Origin of the sequence: Bacillus sp. 5B6 (genome assembly GCF_000259405.1) — a bacterium.
Classification (GTDB): domain Bacteria; phylum Bacillota; class Bacilli; order Bacillales; family Bacillaceae; genus Bacillus; species Bacillus velezensis.
Map to the genome: position 1 here is coordinate 3674539 of NZ_AJST01000001.1, position 17407 is coordinate 3691945.

The following is a 17407-nucleotide window of genomic DNA, read 5'->3' on the forward strand; positions in this document are numbered from 1 at the left end:
AAATATCATATGACGACCCTAAAAAAAGGAAACTTACATGTGCGGATTTTCAGAAACTTACATGTGCGGCTGCCATTCCAGGTAACGTGACGGATTTAATTTTTTTATAGTGTTCAAAAACTCATCCGCCAAGCCGTATTTGTCCAGTCCTTTTAATAGTTTTACGGGAAACCGGGTAATGGCGGAAAAAGCTCTTTTATGGTCGATGACCTTAAGATTTCCGTGTTCATTGATCAGAATGTGCCTGATTTCGGCATCCCATCTGGTAAAACCGATTTTCTTTAATTCATCCAGCATATTTAAAATATCAGCAGTCAGTTTGACGGACAGGGATTTTTCTTTTTTGATATGGCGGGCAAGAGAGGTGCCTTGGACATATTCCATCACAATATAACGATCTCCGTATTCATACAGTCTTGGAATCACCGGGGAACCTTGTCCGGTCTTTAAAGCTGCCAATTCCTTCTTGCATGTCCCTTTTTCAAAGAAGTATTTTACGCATTTGTTGTGTGTTAAGCGATAGACTTCCCCGTCTTTTCCGTCACCGATCAGCGGATAGTGCTCCAGCGCCTTTTTATTCTCCGGATTATTAAAATATGTTTCAGAAAAAAATCGTTTCATACCGACACATCCTTCGTTATGATGTAATATAATATGCAATCTGGTGATGATCGGAAATGAAACAATCTCATCATTTTCTTGCGCTGCGCCGTCTGCTGACATGAAAAAAACCCGCCGGATCGGCGGGTTTTTCATTGTGTATTACGCTTCTTCTTTTACGTGAACCTTCAGCACAGCCTGAACTTCAGGGTGCAGCTTTACAGGAACGTTTGTATATCCCAGTGTGCGGATACCGTCTTGGAGCTCCAGTTTCCGTTTATCCACTTTAATCTTATGCGTTTTTTGCAGCGCTTCTGCAATTTGTTTGCTTGTGACAGATCCGAATAGACGGCCGCCTTCACCGGATTTGGCACTCAGCTCAACAGTCAGCTGTTCAAGCGTTTCTTTCAAATCTTTGGCTCTTTCAAGCTCGGCAATCGCTTCTTTTTTCTCTTTTTCTTTCTGTCCTTTCAATGCGCTGATGTTTGTCGCATTTGCTTCGACAGCGAGGCCTTTTTTAATGAGAAAGTTATGTGCATAACCGTCTGCTACGTTTTTCATTTCGCCTTTTTTTCCTTTACCTTTTACATCTTGTAAGAAAATAACCTTCATCTCTGAACGCCTCCCTCAAAATATTCATCAATGGCTTCCTTCAGCCGGACGAGCGCTTCTGAGACAGAAATGCCCGATAACTGGGTTGCCGCATTGGTTAAATGCCCTCCGCCATCCAGCGCCTCCATAATAATCTGCACATTGACCTCGCCCAGCGATCTCGCACTGATGCACACCGTATGCTCATCCCGTCTGGCTACCGCAAATGAAGCTTCCACTTCACTCATCGATAAGAGTGAATCAGCCGCCTGCGCAATCAGCACCTGGTCAAAGTACTCCTCTTCGTTCTCAGGAAGAGAAGCAATCGCGATATGTTCTTTATAAAGAGACGTATGCTGGATCAGTTTCGCCCGCTTGATATAAGAACCGACGGATTCTTTGAGAACTTTCTGCACCAGAACCGTATCTGCGCCTTTCGCTCTCAAATAAGAAGCGGCGTCGAACGTCCGCGAGCCCGTGCGAAGGGAAAAGCTCTTCGTATCCACTATTATACCAGCTAACAGGGCCGTCGCTTCAATCATATTGATTTTGAGCCGCTTCGGCTGGTATTCAAGCAGCTCCGTCACGAGTTCTGCGGTGGATGAAGCGTATGGCTCCATATAAACGAGCAGCGGGTCTTTAATAAATTCCTCGCCTCTGCGGTGGTGGTCAATCACAACGATGTGCTCGATTTTGTTCACGAGACGCTCTTCCATCACAAGGGATGGTTTATGTGTATCAACGACGACAAGCAGCGTGTCGTCATTTGAAATTTCCATCGCCTCTTCCGGCGTGATGAACCGCGACCACAGCTCTTCATATTTCTTAATTTCTTCAATCAGGCGCTGAACGCTTGATCCGATCTGGTTCGGATCAATGACGATGTAGCCTTCTTTGCCGTTGGCCTGCGCCACCTTCAATATTCCGATTGCGGCTCCGACCGCGTCCATATCAGGAAATTTGTGCCCCATGATAATGACATTGCTGCTTTCTGAGACAATTTCCTTGAGCGCGTGAGAAATCACCCGGGCGCGCACCCTTGTGCGCTTCTCCATCGGATTCGTTTTGCCGCCGTAAAATTTCACCTTGCCGTTCGGCATTTTGATCGCCACTTGGTCGCCTCCGCGGCCGAGAGCCAAATCGAGGCTGGACTGCGCCAGATCTCCAAGCTCCTTCAAGGAAGAAACCGATGCGCCGATCCCGATGCTGAGGGTCAATGATACAGTGTGGACGGCTGTTTTTTCTCGGATTTCATCCAAAATCGAAAATTTCGCGTTTTCAAGCTCCGTTAAAATGTGTTCATTTAACACCGCGATAAACCGCTCCGAGGACGTCCGTTTCAGAAAAATGCCGTACTCCTGCGCCCACGCATTTAATAATGAGGTGACCTGGCTGTTCATCGTGCTTCTCGTTTGGTCGTCCAGCCCCTGTGTAACGTCATCATAGTTATCTAAGAAGATATATGCCAGCACGGTTCTCTCATTTTCGTACTGCTTTTCAATCTGAATCTGTTCTGTCACATCAAAGAAATAAAGCAGGCGCTCATCTCTTTTAATCACTACTTTAAACTTCCGCTCATTCAAGGTGATCGTTTCCGAATCGACCTCCTGCTTGATCAGCGGCACGACGGCCTCACATGTGTCATACAGCGAGCGTCCGACGAGCGTGCTTTCATTAAAACAGGAAGACAAAAACGGATTCGCCCACTCAATGTAATATTGATCATTAAACAGCATAATCCCGATAGGCATTTCCATTAATGCCTCTTCGCCTACTTTTTTCAATCTATACGATAACGTGGAGATATAATCGTCAATTTCTTTTCTGATCAGAGAATCCGCACGCTTAATGAAAAACAGGATCACGGCGAGCAGCACAACGCCGATGGCTCCTATCAGCCAGTTAAAGTAAATGCTGATGAGGATTATGATGATTGACAATGCAATCAATGCATAGATGGGATACCGAAACAACGGTTTTTCATAAAAACTAGGCATTTCTATCAACTCCCCACCTGTAAGTCACACTCAATTTCGCGTCACCTTATTTCTTATGTTAAATCCTATGTCAATGATGCCTAAGAGGAGATACACGGACAAGATGAGCGGAAAAAGCACCCCCAGCACAATTGCTAATACAGGAACGGCTTTCGGCATCTCCATTTCGCGGCAATAGAAAAAAATAAACGCTAATCCTTGAATACAAATCAGCAAGCTGAGAATAAATCCCCCATTCAATGAAACCGAATACAGCATATGCCCTTTTTCTAACGGCAGAAACCCTAATATCGTCACAATAAAATACAGAATGACAACGCTTTGCGGGAGTTTGAGCTCTCTAAAAGGCTTCATCTTCGGAAGATCAGGGGAAAATCGCCGTAAAAGCGGCCTTGCCATAGCATAACTGAGGAAAGAAAAAACGATGCCGGTCAATACGAGCACTGTCGGAAAAAGATATTGAACCGTGCTCAGCTGACTTTCCATCAGCTTGATCTGCTTCCCGAACTGGTCCCCGTAACCCAGCTGTTTTGACATGGTATCAGCCACAGACAGCGACTCCCGAAGCTGGGACATGGTGGTATCAACCACATTCATATTAAGAAACACGATGCTGACCACAAAAAAAACGACGCCGCACAGCACATACGCCATAGCGCCGGCAGCAACCGCATAGCCGGGCTGTTTCTTTTTAAAATAATATCCCATGGCGATTCCCGTACAGGCTGCCGTAAAAGCGCCTGTAAGCCCGGTAAACGAACTTACAATAAAGCTGACAGGAAGGCTGGCAAGCCCCATCCATACCCCGGGCTTCAGACCGTGCCGAATGGTGTAAAGAATGATCGGCAGCGGCAAAGCAAAGAGAAGAATTGCCCCCAGTAAAGGGAGGTACACGACCAAAAGGGAAATGATTGCAAAAATACTGATCAAAATGGCGCCTTCTATTAGAGCCCTTGTATTTTTCACTTACTCACCTCAAACCTTGTATCATTCGAACATACGAATAGAAAAGAGCAGCTTAGACGACTGCTCTTTTGACGCCGCAATGTCTCTTTCAAGACCTGAATTTTCCATAAACTCTCCAAAATACACGTATATATTTTAACATAAGTCGAAATCGCAAGTAAAATGAGCGCGGACAGCCTCAATGTTCCATGTGAAACATGAAAACAGACAAACGGACATCCCAGTGAAAGAATGCCCGTTGTATCAGTGATCCTGATCATCCATGAAACCAGAAGTATCTCTGTTTTTCTTTTTGGTTTTTCGTACATATAACAAGACGATAACGATAAGTAAGAGAGTGGTCGCCTGCAAAACCCCGCTGCTGAAAAGGAAGAAGTTCTTTATCATGTCCCACATATAGTTTCACCTCTATTTCGTATTTCCTTTACATTGATTTTCCCTTTCTGGAAACTTCAAAACATCAGGAACAACATCGGGACCGGGGCATATGCTGAAAGTGAAAATGAAGGATAAAGGAGATTCTTACACCATGACTGAGCGGAGAACATTAGCATGGCATGAAACGTTAGAACTGCATGAGTTAGTAGCTTTCCAGGCAAACGGACTTGTGAAATTAAAAAGAACAGAGCGGGACGTAAGCGATGCCAGATTAAAACAGCTTTACAGATTTTCCATCCATTCGCTGGAACAAAATCTGCGTGAACTGCTTCCCTTCTTCCCTGAAGCTCCCGCTTTTCGTGAGGATGAAACAGAAGAGCGCGCTGATTCCGCGTTTTACAGCGGCGGCCTGCTCATCCTGGCCAAAACGTCTGTGCGCAATTACGCCGGAGCCATTACAGAGACGGCCACACCTCAATTAAGACACGTTTTCGTCAAGCACTTAAACGCGGCCATCAAGTGGCACCAAATGGTCTTTGAGTATATGGAAGAACGCGGTCAATATCCGGCTTACAACCTGAGCGAATTGCTGAAGAATGACGTGCGCAACGCCAGAAAAGCCATCGCGATGAAATAAAAAAAAGCAGCAAGGAATTTAATCCTTTGCTGCTTCTTATTTTTGAGCGGACTGATCTTGAGGAGACGTTTTTTCCCGGTATGCCTCGAGAAACTCCCGGTTGGCATCTCCCCATTTCTTCATTTGCAAAACGATCGGTTCCAGCGACCTGCCGAATTCGGTAAGAGAATACTCCACCTTTGGAGGCACCTGCTGATATACCTCGCGATGCACGATGCCGTCCGCCTCAAGCTCGCGAAGCTGAAGCGTCAGCATACGCTGCGTAATGCTGGGGCAAATGCGCCGAAACTCATTAAACCGCTTTTTTCCGCCGATCATATGATAAAACAAAATACCCTTCCACTTTCCGCCGATAACGGAAAGCGTCAGTTCAACCGGACAACCTTCTTTATTCGGATATATGTTCATTTTTCATCCTCCATAGTACCTTTTTTGATACTATATGCTGATTAGCATCTGACTTACCCAGTATTTTACTCGCAACCCTCCCCACCTCTCAACAAAAATGCTTCATTTTCACATCAATTTTTAAGGTTTTGAAGATTACACCCTCCGCAAGACGTGTTAAACTATAAAAAGATTGTTTATACTACAAAAAAGGACAAGGAGTTATTATGGAAAAAATTCTTATTTTCGGACATCAAAACCCAGACACAGATACCATTTGCTCTGCCATTGCCTACGCTGATCTAAAAAATAAACTCGGCTTCAATGCTGAGCCCGTCCGCCTCGGACAAGTCAACGGCGAAACACAATACGCGCTTGATTATTTCAAGCAGGAAAGCCCGCGTTTGGTGGAAACAGCCGCAAACGAAGTAAACGGCGTCATCCTTGTTGACCACAATGAACGCCAGCAAAGCATCAAGGATATCGAAGACGTTCAGGTTCTTGAAGTTATCGACCACCACCGTATCGCCAACTTCGAAACAGCGGAACCTCTTTACTACCGTGCTGAGCCGGTCGGCTGTACGGCTACGATCTTAAACAAAATGTACAAAGAAAATAACGTGAAAATCGAGAAAGAAATTGCAGGCCTCATGCTGTCAGCAATCATTTCCGACTCTCTGTTATTTAAATCTCCGACTTGCACGGAGCAAGATATCGCAGCGGCAAAAGAGCTTGCTGAAATTGCCGGCGTAGATGCGGAAGAGTACGGCTTAAACATGCTGAAAGCGGGCGCCGACTTAAGCAAAAAAACTGTGGAAGAACTGATTTCTCTAGATGCGAAAGAGTTCACGCTCGGCAGCAAAAAAGTCGAAATCGCCCAAGTCAACACAGTTGATATTGAAGATGTTAAAAAGCGGCAGCCGGAATTAGAAGCGGCTCTTTCAAAAGTAATTGCCGAGAAGAACCTTGACCTGTTCCTTCTCGTGATTACGGATATTCTGGAAAACGATTCCCTTGCGCTTGCCATCGGTGATCAAGCGTCAAAAGTGGAAAAAGCATTCAACGTGACTTTAGAAAACAACACGGCTCTTTTAAAAGGCGTCGTATCCAGAAAGAAACAAGTCGTTCCTGTTTTAACAGACGCGATTGCAGAATAACCAACACACCCCGGAAACCCGCCGGGGTGTTTTTTTATTGCTCATTCATCAGACGGCCGTTTCGTAAGCGCTTTCTCCAAAAATCATTTTGACGGAATTCAATATACAATATATAATATATCACATGCAAGAAGTTCATTTTCTAATTACTGTAAGTTAATGTCGCAACATCAGAATCGGGGGTGTCTATCCTGGAAAAACACGCTGCTCTTTCTTATTCACGAACAACAGGCATTTGGCTTGTGCTGACAGGAGCTATCTTATGGGGGGTCTCGGGAACGGTTGCCCAGTATCTGTTCCAGCACCGCCACTTTAATACAGAATGGCTGACTTCGGTGCGCCTTCTGGTGTCAGGGGCGCTTCTGCTCGGCATCGCGTACCGCAAAGAAAAAGGACGGATATGGGCTGTTTGGAAAGACAGACAGGACAGAATTCCCCTTCTTTTATTCGGGATTTTCGGAATGTTAGGCGTTCAATACACCTACTTCGCGGCAATTGAGTACGGCAACGCGGCCGCTGCTACCGTTCTTCAGTATTTAGGACCAGCGATCATTACATGCTTTTTAGCGATTCGCGCAAAGAGAATTCCTTCAGCAAAAGAGCTTCTGGCCGTCTTATTGGCGGTTGCCGGCACATTCATTTTGGTCACGCACGGGAATGTCGGAAGCCTGTCCATATCCGGTCTGGCCGTCTTTTGGGGCATCAGTTCGGCGTTTGCACTGGCGTTTTACACCCTTCAGCCGCATCGTCTGCTGAAGAAATGGGGATCGGCCATTATTGTCGGATGGGGCATGCTGATCGGCGGAGCCGCCCTCAGCTTGATCCGCCCGCCCTGGAAATTTGAAGGCGAGTGGTCCTTGCCGGCATACGCCGCGATTGTGTTTATCATCATTTTCGGAACGCTCATCGCTTTTTATTGCTACTTGGAAAGCCTGAAATATCTGAGTGCCTCTGAAACCAGCCTGCTCGCCTGTGCAGAGCCGCTGTCGGCAGCTTTTTTAGCTGTTATCTGGCTGCATGTTCCCTTCGGAATATCAGAATGGCTGGGTACTTTGCTGATTTTAGCCACCATCGCTTTATTATCTATCAAGAAAAAATAACCTCTCTTTTTTAGAGAGGTTTTTTCCTAGGCCCAGAGCACCCCTTAGTCTCAATTGCCCATATATTAAAAGGCCTTTTTTCATTTTACTATCATCCAAAAGAGGAAAATAGACCAGTTGTCAATAGAATCAGAGTCTAATAGAATGATGTCGACAAGTAAATCATGCAGGATTGTTACTGATAAAGCAGGCAAGACCTAAAATGTGTTAAGGGCAAAGTGTATTCTTTGGCGTCACCCCTTACATATTTTAGGTCTTTTTTTCTGTAACAAACCTGCCATCCATGAATGCAGGAGGATCGAATCGGCAGATCGCAAAAAAAGGTACATACAAAAGGAGAAATGAACATGAACATCAAAAAATTTGCAAAACGAGCCACAGTTCTAACTTTTACGACTGCACTTCTGGCAGGAGGAGCGACTCAAGCCTTCGCGAAAGAAAATACCCAAAAACCTTACAAAGAAACGTACGGCGTCTCTCACATCACACGCCATGATATGCTGCAGATCCCTAAACAGCAGCAAAGTGAAAAATACCAAGTGCCTCAATTCGACCAATCAACAATTAAAAATATCGAGTCCGCAAAAGGACTGGATGTGTGGGACAGCTGGCCGCTCCAAAACGCTGACGGAACAGTAGCTGAATACAACGGCTATCACGTCGTGTTTGCTCTTGCCGGAAGCCCGAAAGACGCTGATGACACATCCATCTACATGTTTTATCAAAAAGTCGGCGACAACTCGATCGACAGCTGGAAAAACGCGGGCCGTGTCTTTAAAGACAGCGATAAGTTCGACGCCAACGATGAAATCCTGAAAGAACAGACACAAGAATGGTCCGGTTCTGCAACCTTTACATCTGACGGAAAAATCCGTTTATTCTACACTGACTTTTCCGGTACACATTACGGCAAACAAAGCCTGACAACGGCGCAGGTAAATGTGTCAAAATCTGATGACACGCTCAAGATCAACGGAGTGGAAGATCATAAAACGATTTTTGACGGTGACGGAAAAACATACCAAAACGTTCAGCAGTTTATCGATGAAGGGAACTATACATCCGGCGACAACCATACGCTGAGAGACCCTCACTACGTTGAAGACAAAGGCCATAAATACCTTGTATTCGAAGCCAACACGGGAACAGATAACGGATACCAAGGTGAAGAATCTTTATTTAACAAAGCATACTACGGCGGCGGCACAAACTTCTTCCGTAAAGAAAGTCAGAAGCTTCAGCAGAGCGCTAAAAAACGCGATGCTGAATTAGCGAACGGCGCCCTCGGTATGGTAGAGTTAAACGATGACTACACATTGAAAAAAGTCATGAAGCCGCTGATCACTTCAAACACGGTAACTGATGAAATCGAGCGCGCGAATGTTTTCAAAATGAACGGCAAATGGTACCTGTTCACTGATTCACGCGGTTCAAAAATGACGATCGACGGTATTAACTCAAATGATATTTACATGCTTGGTTATGTATCAAACTCTTTAACAGGTCCTTACAAGCCGCTGAACAAAACTGGTCTTGTACTGCAAATGGGTCTTGATCCTAACGATGTAACATTCACTTACTCTCACTTCGCAGTGCCGCAAGCGAAAGGCAACAATGTCGTGATCACAAGCTACATGACAAACAGAGGCTTCTTTGAGGATAAAAAGGCAACATTTGCGCCAAGCTTCTTATTGAACATCAAAAACAAGAAAACATCCGTTGTTAAAAACAGCATCCTTGAACAAGGACAGCTTACGGTTAACAACTAATAACAACAAAAAGAAAATGCCGATACTTCATTGGCATTTTCTTTTATTTCTCAACAAGATGGTGAATTCAATCATGGCACGAAAATGGCCCATTGTAATATTGATCTTTTTGGGTGCGTTCCTGTTTGTCGGTTTACTGCCGAACAAAACCCACAATTCCTCTGACACAAACACGGAGCATAAGAAGGATTACCGGGCGGCGTATCATTTTACGACCCCGGACAAATGGAAAAACGACCCTCAAAAGCCCATTTTTTTCGAGGGGAAATATCATTACTACTATCTTTATAATCGGGATTACCCGAACGGCAACGGCACCGAATGGCGGCACGCCGTATCAGAGGACTTGGTGCACTGGACGGACGAAGGCACGGCTATTCCGAAATACACCAACGAAAACGGCGATATCTGGTCCGGTTCTGTCGTCATTGATAAACACAACACCGCGGGCTTCGGCAAAAACGCGCTGGTCGCCGTCACAACGCAGCCGACAGCCAAAACAAAAGCCCAGGAACAATATTTATGGTACAGCACGGATAAAGGAAAAACGTTTACTTCCTATAGTGATCAGCCCGTTATGAAAAATCCGGGAACTAAGGATTTCCGGGACCCGAAAGTGATCTGGGATGAACAGGATGACAAATGGGTGATGGCCATGGCCGAAGGCGAAAAAATCGGTTTTTATGAATCACCCGATTTAAAAAATTGGACATACACGGGCGGTTTTATCACTCAGCAGATCGGCCTCGTCGAATGCCCCGACCTTTATATGATGCGTGCAGATGACGGAACAGCCAAGTGGGTTCTGGGCGCAAGCGCAAACGGCAAACCCGCAGGCAAACCGAATACGTACGCGTATTGGACCGGAAACTTTGACGGGAAGGAATTTACCGCCGATCAAGAAGAACCGCTATGGCTCGATTACGGCTTTGACTGGTACGGCGGCGTCACATTTGAAGACGGTAATAGCGAAGATCCGCTGACAAAACGCTATGCGCTGGCATGGATGAACAATTGGGATTATCCGAATGAAACACCGACACTAAAAAACGGCTTTAACGGCACGGATTCTATCGTCCGTGAAATCCGCCTTCAGCAGCAGGACGGCGGCACATACAGCCTTGTGTCAGAGCCGGTTGAAGCATTGAACCAATTAACCTCTTCAACTGACAGCATAGAACACAAACAGGTGAACGGTTCAGAGACACTGCCGATCAAAGGTGATACATATCAGCTTGATATGGATATCGCTTGGTCAGATATCAAAAATGCAGGCGTCAGACTCAGAGAATCAGCAGACCAAAGTCGGCATATTGATGTCGGTATTTCAGCAGAAGACGGCTATGCTTATGTGAACAGATCGTTTACAGACCAGCCTGACAAAACCGGCGCATACGCCGAAAGCAAAGCCCCATTTGACGGAAATAAAGGGCGCGTCCACCTGAAAATTCTCGTGGACAAAACAAGTATTGAAGTATTTGCAGACGACGGAAAAACCGTTCTGACAAATGAAGTGTTCCCAAAACACGAAGATCAGGGAATCACGCTCTTTTCTGAAGGCGGCTCCGCTGACTTTCAGCATATTGAGATGAAGCATCTCGGTTCGATTCATTCTTAGACGTCCCTCTTCATTTCTAACCAGCGCCCGGACTGTGGTAAAATGCAAATATGTATACTACGATTCATGAGGTGTTCCATTGGATAATCAAAACAAAGAACCTGTGCTGAAAAGAACCATCATGCGGGACGAAGTGTATCGCACACTCAGAAACTGGATCATAACGGGCAAGCTCAAACCGGAAACAAAGTTAAAGGACAAGGATTTGTCGGAAACATTGGGAATCAGCCGCACCCCGATACGGGAAGCCTTATTGCGGCTGGAAGATGACGGCTTGGTGATAACAAAAGCGAACAGATGGACGCTTGTCGCTCCGATTGAGTTAAAAGAAGCGGAAAACTTGTATTCCATCGTCTGGACGCTTGAAAAACTGGCATTTCAGCAAGCTCTCCCGCATGTGGACGATGCCGTGATTCAGGAATTGAAACAGCTGAATGAAAATCTTCTTCAAACAATGAAAGACGGCGATAAACCGGCCATCCTGGAAGCGGACAATGCATTTCACCAGCGCATCATTCTGCTTGCGGACAACGCCGAACTTCACAAATTGCTTGTAAGCCTGAAAGTCAAAATTCAGAGAATGGAAATCCGCTATTTCAGTGAAAACGGCGCTTTAAACAGATCATATAATGAACACTCTGATATCATTCACGCATTAGAACAGCAAGATGCAGCCGCTGCTTTTACAGCGCTTGAAGCGAATTGGAAAAACAGTTTAGAACGGCTGCAGAACATGGCATAGCAAACGAAAAAGCCAAATCACTCATATGATTTGGCTTTTTTACTGATATCACAAGACAGCCGCGTTGGCTGTCTTGTTTACTTTTTGTTTATATATAAATACATACCGTAATCCGTCGGCACAGAAGCATACCCCATCTGTCTGAGCATGGCTGTTATATTCCCGCGATGATACGTTCCGTGGTTCACCACATGGAGGATCATATCGGCCGCTGCGGTTTTCATGATGTCACCTGACGGATGCTCTATTTCAAGGGGGAGGCTGATATTTTCTTCCTTTTGCAAAAATAATTGATACCGGTCTGATAATTCCGAGAACATAACTTCCAGCTCTTCTATCTCTTTAGACAAGATGTCCTCTTTTTGCTGTTCAGCTGATTTCAGCGTATCCTCCAGACGCTCGCCGGAGAACACATCAAACCACCCCTTATCCGACAGATACACATGAGTCAATACACCGGCTATCGACGGAAAGACACTTTGAATCTCCTTACGGTACACATCCCCCGGAAGCTCTTTAAGCCGGGTGAATATTTGCTGATTTGCCCAAAGATGATAATCATACAATTGCAGTGCCAGATGTCCCACATTACCCTCTCCTCTCTCGATATAGAACGTACGTTCCTAATTATACTACACTACATGCGGCTTTGTACCAACTTCTTCATTCGCAGCTGAGAAAATCCGAAAAAAGCCGAAATTAATAAGAGAAGGCCTGCGCCAATATAAATAAACCGCACGCCGAATACATCCGAGATGACCCCCGTTCCGATAATGGAAAACATAAAAATGAACTGAACTAAAGCTGATCTCGCTGCTAATATATTGACCCGTGTCTTTTCGGTCGTGATGTTTTGCAGTAATGTTTCCTGCGTGAGATCTCGTAATACACAAGCCGGCCCCATACACAGCACCAGAAAAAGGGCCGTAACGGCGCTTGTGATCAACCCATAAATAAACGTGAACATTCCATATGCCAAGGCTCCCGTCAGCATAAGCGGAATGAGATGATGCTGAAACTTACCGGATAACTTATAGATGATCAGTCCGCCGATCATCGTCCCTGCATAATAGACTCCGTTGACATACCCCCACCAAGCCTCTCCTTTATGAAGGACGTCATGCACATAAGTCAAGGACACAGACCCGATCCATATCATGCCTGCCCACGATTCGATCACATCCATCACAATGAGAACCCTGAGCTGTTTTTGCTGAAATAAATACACCCAGCCGCTTGCCGCATCTGCAAAAAGGGAACGTTCCCTGACTGCTGCCGGCGCACACATGCGTACTTGAAGAAATAGAATGATGCCCAAAACCGAAGAAACCAATAACATGACAGTGATGATCATTGTATCGCTTTCTCCCAAGAACGCTATGATGACGCCGCCGAGAGACCACCCCGCAAACTGAACGGTCTGATCCGCCGCAGATAATAAACCGTTCGCTTTCGCCCTTCGATCAGGAGGAATGACTTCCCCAATCAGCGCGCTTTTTATCGGAGCAAACCATCCGTTGCAAAAAGAAATGCCTCCGATCAGACAAAACAGCAGAAAAAAGAATGCGGATGAACCGGTCTGGATGACAAAAAACAAACAGACTAACAGTGTGATCTGTATCAATTGAGAACCGATTAACAAAGAACGAAGCGTGAACCGGCCGGTGACCAGCGGCAAAACGGCGCTGCCCAATACGCGACAAACAATGCTGACGAACGTCATAAGAGAGGCCATCGCCGTCGAACCGGTTTTTGTAAACAAAAACAAGATGACAGCCATCGTATAAAGTGAGAACCCCAAGTTGATAGCGGTCTGGCTGTATAAAATAGCGTAATACGCCCTCTTCATATTCATCCTCTGCAACCTCACTCCCTGATTATGTAAATCATACCATATTTGCCGATCAGCTTTTTTTAAAAAACAGATTGACATGGAGTCCACTCCATCTATTAGGCTTTATTAGCAGAAAGAAGACTTTCAGCGAATAACAATCAAGAAAGAGTGATAGCTGATTTGACGCTTGGGTCAACTGAAAATTGACATGAAGATATATGTGTTGAAACGAGCTGATCACATCCGGAACCATATTCATTCCAAGCGACTGCAATATTGCGCCACTGTCTGAAAATAATGAATCTGATGCCGATCCATACGTCACCCGATCTATAGTGATGCATATCAGGAATGATTTTCAACACAGAATAAAAAAAGAGGGCTCCCATTCCGGAAGCCCTCACTCCGTTCTGCCTACGCCAATAAAAGAAAAATAAGCGCTAAAACAGCCGGAAGTCCTTGTTTTACGATAATTGATTTGTTTGAAGTAAAGCCTCCGAAAATGGCCGCGATGACCACGCAGATGACGAAAAACATTTGAATCATATGGCCAATCGGATCAGCTCCGAGGATCAGCCCCCAAATGAGGCCGGCAGCCAGAAATCCATTATACAGACCCTGATTTGCAAACATGACCGCTACATTCCGATCACCTTCTAAATGCTTCGGCAAATTGAAGGACCGCTTGGCTGCCTTCGAATTGATAAAAAACATTTCAAGTATCATGATAAATATATGTTCTAAAGCTACAATTCCGACGAAAACAGCCGCAAGCATGTCCACTGTCTCTCTCCTCTCAGCTTCACTTCAACCTTATTTCCATTGTGCGATTGTTTCGATAGGAAGACGGTAGGAAGCATATCCTTCGTCTGCCGCTTTTCCGATTGATAACAGCATGACCGGTACATAACGCTCTTTATCCATTCCGAAAACCTCGGCAATCTTTTCTTTATCGTAGCCGCCGATCGGGTTTGTGTCATAGCCGTGCGCGCGTGCCGTAAGCATCAGCTGCATGGAAACGAGTCCTCCGTCAATCAGAATCGTTTCACGGTTCACTTGCTCCGGAAGTTTTTCAAAGTGTGCTGTCAACGCAGCGATTTGTCTGTCTTTTACTTCCTGCGGCATGTAGCCCAGTTCGACCGCTTTTGAATAAATTTCTTCTAAATAGTCATCACTGTTCATATCTGCGAAAACCGCGATCACCGCAGATGATGTGCTGACTTGTGTTTGGTTAAAGCTGGCAAGCGGCGCGAGTTTTTCTTTTCCTTCAGGGCTGTCAATGACGAGAAAACGCCACGGCTGCGCGTTGACTGAAGACGGCGCTGTCGTTGCTTCTTCCAGGATTTGAGTCATTTCTTCTTTGCTGATTTTAACAGCCGGATCGTAATTCCGAATGGAACGGCGGCCTTTCATAATGTCCATAAAGTCGTTTGTTTTCAGTTCTGTTTTCATGTGTAAAACACTCCTATGCTTTCATATTTTCTATATTATTCTGCATCTGTGACAATACGTTTTTTAACATACTGCGTTCTTCCTCGCTGACACCGGCAAGCATTTCCTTTATGAAACGCTCCTTCTCCTTTTTGGAAGCCTCAATTCTCTCCCGCCCCTGTTCAGTAAGCCGGACAAGTATAATTCGGTTGTCCTCGGGCTTCCGCCTTCTTGTGACCATTTCTTTGGCTTCAAGCTGTTTCAAGTGTCTTGTCACGGCTGCGCCATCAATATTCACCTTTTTCTGAAGATCGCTTTGGCTGATCTCATCGACGTAAAAAAGCACGGCGAGAAGCTCAAGGCGGGATTGGCTGATTCCAGTGCACGCTTCAAACTTCGTGCCGATCACTTTATGCAGTGATTGGAGCTGATATAAAATCTCGCCTTCCTCTGAACAACATGCTGTCAAAACCCATCCCCACTTTCTTTTGCGCAATTAATTGACTAGTCAATGTTTGATATATCAACAATATACAGCCTTCATTCTAATTTTGCAAGTTTTTTCTCCTTTTTTAAAAAAAGCTGCCGATTAACGGCAGCTCGCTTCTTAATGATTATGGACTTTTCTGAAATTACTGCCTTTTACTTCTGCGACATCATATACCGTCACAAAGGCTTGTTTATCAATGTCATTAATAATTTCTTTCAGTTTGGTTTCTTCCAAACGGTTGATGACACATGTGATTTCTTGGAATTTTTCATGAGAAAAACCGCCGTATGCTTCTTTATAAGTAGCGCTCCGGCCCAATTCTTCACGAATGGTCTCTACCATTAATGCAGGCTCATTGGTGATAATCTGAAATGTTTTAGAACCGCTTAAGCCTTCCTCAACCACATGAATCACCTTAGATGCAATGTAGTAAGCAATGACGGAAAGCAATCCGCCTTGCAGCCCGAATACAAAAGAAACAAAAATAAACACAAACATGTTTAAAAATAAAATGAGGTCGCTCGTGCCAAACGGCAATTTCCGTGACAGAAGCACAGCCAGCATATCAATTCCGTCTAATGCGCCGCCGTTGCGCAATGCCAAGCCCATTCCCAAGCCGATAATAATCCCTCCGACAACGGTGATTAACAGGGTGTCTCCCTCGATGATAGCAGGAGTGTGATGGAAAAAACTCGTGCCTGCGGCAAGTGAGATAATGCCGATAATGGATAGAAACGCAAAACCTTTCCCGATTTGCTTATATCCCAACCAGACAAACGGTATATTGATCACCGCAATTAAGATCCCAAGAGGCAAATGAAACAGCTGTGAACAGACAATGCTGAGTCCGGTTACACCGCCGTCAGATACACTATTCGGAATCAATACGGTTTCCAGTCCATACGCGGCAATAATTCCGCCGATGATGACCATGATGGCCCGTACGATTGATTTCGCTCTGATTTTCTTACGTCTTTGTTTTTCGATTGTACTCATATCATTCCCCGCTTCAATTATTTTTTCTTATTTAAATATACCATAATTGATACTTTTCGTTAAAAATAAGCCTATCGGCTAGTTGAAGCAGGAACCGAGGAAGGAGATTTCACAGATAACGTATCCATTTATGACTTTAATCATTCACAACATAATCATTCACTAAAAGGAACTAATGACCATTAATAATCTCTTTTATTCCCCTTCTTCACATATTCCCAATCATGTTCTATATTTTTTCTCACCCGCTGAAGAAGGCTGAAAATGGTTTCTTTTTCCTCAGATGTAAAGCCAGACAGGGCTACCTCCGCAGAATGCTCTCCTTCTCTTTGCAATAACGGATAAACCTTTCTCCCTTTTTCAGTCGGAAACAGCTTTTTTATTTTTTTATTTTGATCATCAGGACGCTTTTCAATAAACCCTTGTATTTCCAGTTTTTTGATTGCTCTCGCCGCTGTTGTTCGGTCGACTTTAATCATTTCCGCCACTTTTTCCTGTATCACTCCCGGGTTTTCACATATACGCACAAGGTAGAGATACTGCCCTTTTGTTAAGTCTAATTCCTTAAATTCAATATTGCTGATGGAATCCAGTGCCCGTGCGATCATGCCGATTTCCCGCAAAATATCAGTCATATCTTTTCAAACCCTTCATGTTTTTGTTGCATATGCAATATAATTGTTTTATCGTTACTTCTATAAGACCACAAGCAAG

General features: G+C 44.8%; 19 protein-coding genes. 6 read left to right on the forward strand and 13 right to left on the reverse strand.

What is annotated here, in order from left to right; translation table 11 throughout:
• Window positions 1–57: 57 nt before the first annotated feature.
• The 5 genes from MY7_RS17640 to MY7_RS19650 form a co-directional block, all read right to left on the reverse strand.
• On the reverse strand, window positions 58–756 hold the full coding sequence (locus tag MY7_RS17640) for a kinase (RefSeq protein WP_007614998.1): 699 nt from the start codon (window positions 754–756) through the stop codon (window positions 58–60).
• A gap of 6 nt (window positions 757–762) precedes the next feature.
• Window positions 763–1212, reverse strand: coding sequence for a 50S ribosomal protein L9 (gene rplI, locus MY7_RS17645; RefSeq protein WP_004393063.1), 450 nt, complete (start codon window positions 1210–1212; stop codon window positions 763–765).
• Window positions 1209–3188 carry a DHH family phosphoesterase gene (locus MY7_RS17650; protein ID WP_007615000.1) on the reverse strand — a complete coding sequence of 660 codons (1980 nt, stop codon included), beginning with the start codon at window positions 3186–3188 and terminating at the stop codon, window positions 1209–1211. Before MY7_RS17650 ends, rplI begins: the two co-directional genes overlap by 4 nt.
• A gap of 30 nt (window positions 3189–3218) precedes the next feature.
• The gene (locus MY7_RS17655) at window positions 3219–4154 is read right to left on the reverse strand and encodes a YybS family protein (RefSeq protein ID WP_007615002.1); all 936 of its coding nucleotides are present in this window, start codon (window positions 4152–4154) and stop codon (window positions 3219–3221) included.
• Between the two features lie 243 nt (window positions 4155–4397).
• Window positions 4398–4550, reverse strand: coding sequence for a hypothetical protein (locus MY7_RS19650; protein ID WP_004393059.1), 153 nt, complete (start codon window positions 4548–4550; stop codon window positions 4398–4400).
• A gap of 133 nt (window positions 4551–4683) precedes the next feature.
• On the opposite strand from MY7_RS19650, the gene MY7_RS17665 reads away from it, so the two are divergent.
• Window positions 4684–5169: a spore coat protein gene (locus MY7_RS17665; protein WP_029325783.1), complete on the forward strand. Its 486-nt coding sequence runs from the start codon at window positions 4684–4686 to the stop codon at window positions 5167–5169.
• A 36-nt stretch (window positions 5170–5205) separates the two neighbouring features.
• Here the strand turns inward: MY7_RS17665 and MY7_RS17670 are convergent, their stop codons facing one another.
• The gene (locus MY7_RS17670) at window positions 5206–5577 is read right to left on the reverse strand and encodes a winged helix-turn-helix transcriptional regulator (protein WP_007615010.1); all 372 of its coding nucleotides are present in this window, start codon (window positions 5575–5577) and stop codon (window positions 5206–5208) included.
• 206 nt (window positions 5578–5783) lie between these two features.
• On the opposite strand from MY7_RS17670, the gene MY7_RS17675 reads away from it, so the two are divergent.
• From MY7_RS17675 to MY7_RS17695, 5 genes are all read left to right on the forward strand, one after another.
• The gene (locus tag MY7_RS17675; protein WP_004393053.1) at window positions 5784–6713 is read left to right on the forward strand and encodes a manganese-dependent inorganic pyrophosphatase; all 930 of its coding nucleotides are present in this window, start codon (window positions 5784–5786) and stop codon (window positions 6711–6713) included.
• A gap of 182 nt (window positions 6714–6895) precedes the next feature.
• Window positions 6896–7813 (forward strand): DMT family transporter, encoded by a 918-nt coding sequence (locus MY7_RS17680; RefSeq protein ID WP_007615014.1) that lies wholly within the window; start codon window positions 6896–6898, stop codon window positions 7811–7813.
• Window positions 7814–8160: 347 nt separating this feature from the next.
• Complete coding sequence (locus MY7_RS17685) at window positions 8161–9582, forward strand: glycoside hydrolase family 68 protein (protein WP_029325785.1); 1422 nt, start codon at window positions 8161–8163, stop codon at window positions 9580–9582.
• A 61-nt stretch (window positions 9583–9643) separates the two neighbouring features.
• Window positions 9644–11200: a glycoside hydrolase family 32 protein gene (locus MY7_RS17690; protein ID WP_029325786.1), complete on the forward strand. Its 1557-nt coding sequence runs from the start codon at window positions 9644–9646 to the stop codon at window positions 11198–11200.
• A gap of 79 nt (window positions 11201–11279) precedes the next feature.
• Window positions 11280–11942: a GntR family transcriptional regulator gene (locus tag MY7_RS17695; protein WP_007615019.1), complete on the forward strand. Its 663-nt coding sequence runs from the start codon at window positions 11280–11282 to the stop codon at window positions 11940–11942.
• A gap of 77 nt (window positions 11943–12019) precedes the next feature.
• Here MY7_RS17695 and MY7_RS17700 read toward each other — a convergent pair whose 3' ends face one another.
• The 7 genes from MY7_RS17700 to MY7_RS17735 form a co-directional block, all read right to left on the reverse strand.
• A complete protein-coding gene (locus tag MY7_RS17700) occupies window positions 12020–12529 on the reverse strand; it encodes a DinB family protein (protein ID WP_007615020.1) in 510 nt (169 codons plus the stop codon).
• Between the two features lie 50 nt (window positions 12530–12579).
• A complete protein-coding gene (locus MY7_RS17705) occupies window positions 12580–13797 on the reverse strand; it encodes an MFS transporter (protein ID WP_029325787.1) in 1218 nt (405 codons plus the stop codon).
• A gap of 393 nt (window positions 13798–14190) precedes the next feature.
• A complete protein-coding gene (locus MY7_RS17715; protein WP_394852445.1) occupies window positions 14191–14553 on the reverse strand; it encodes a DUF1304 domain-containing protein in 363 nt (120 codons plus the stop codon).
• A 36-nt stretch (window positions 14554–14589) separates the two neighbouring features.
• Window positions 14590–15228 (reverse strand): nitroreductase family protein, encoded by a 639-nt coding sequence (locus MY7_RS17720; RefSeq protein ID WP_004393039.1) that lies wholly within the window; start codon window positions 15226–15228, stop codon window positions 14590–14592.
• 13 nt (window positions 15229–15241) lie between these two features.
• Complete coding sequence (locus MY7_RS17725) at window positions 15242–15703, reverse strand: MarR family winged helix-turn-helix transcriptional regulator (RefSeq protein ID WP_169510223.1); 462 nt, start codon at window positions 15701–15703, stop codon at window positions 15242–15244.
• A 111-nt stretch (window positions 15704–15814) separates the two neighbouring features.
• The gene (locus MY7_RS17730; protein WP_007615028.1) at window positions 15815–16693 is read right to left on the reverse strand and encodes a YitT family protein; all 879 of its coding nucleotides are present in this window, start codon (window positions 16691–16693) and stop codon (window positions 15815–15817) included.
• Window positions 16694–16875: 182 nt separating this feature from the next.
• Entirely contained in the window at window positions 16876–17328 is a 453-nt protein-coding gene (locus MY7_RS17735; RefSeq protein ID WP_007615031.1) for a MarR family winged helix-turn-helix transcriptional regulator, read from the reverse strand.
• Window positions 17329–17407 lie beyond the last annotated feature (79 nt).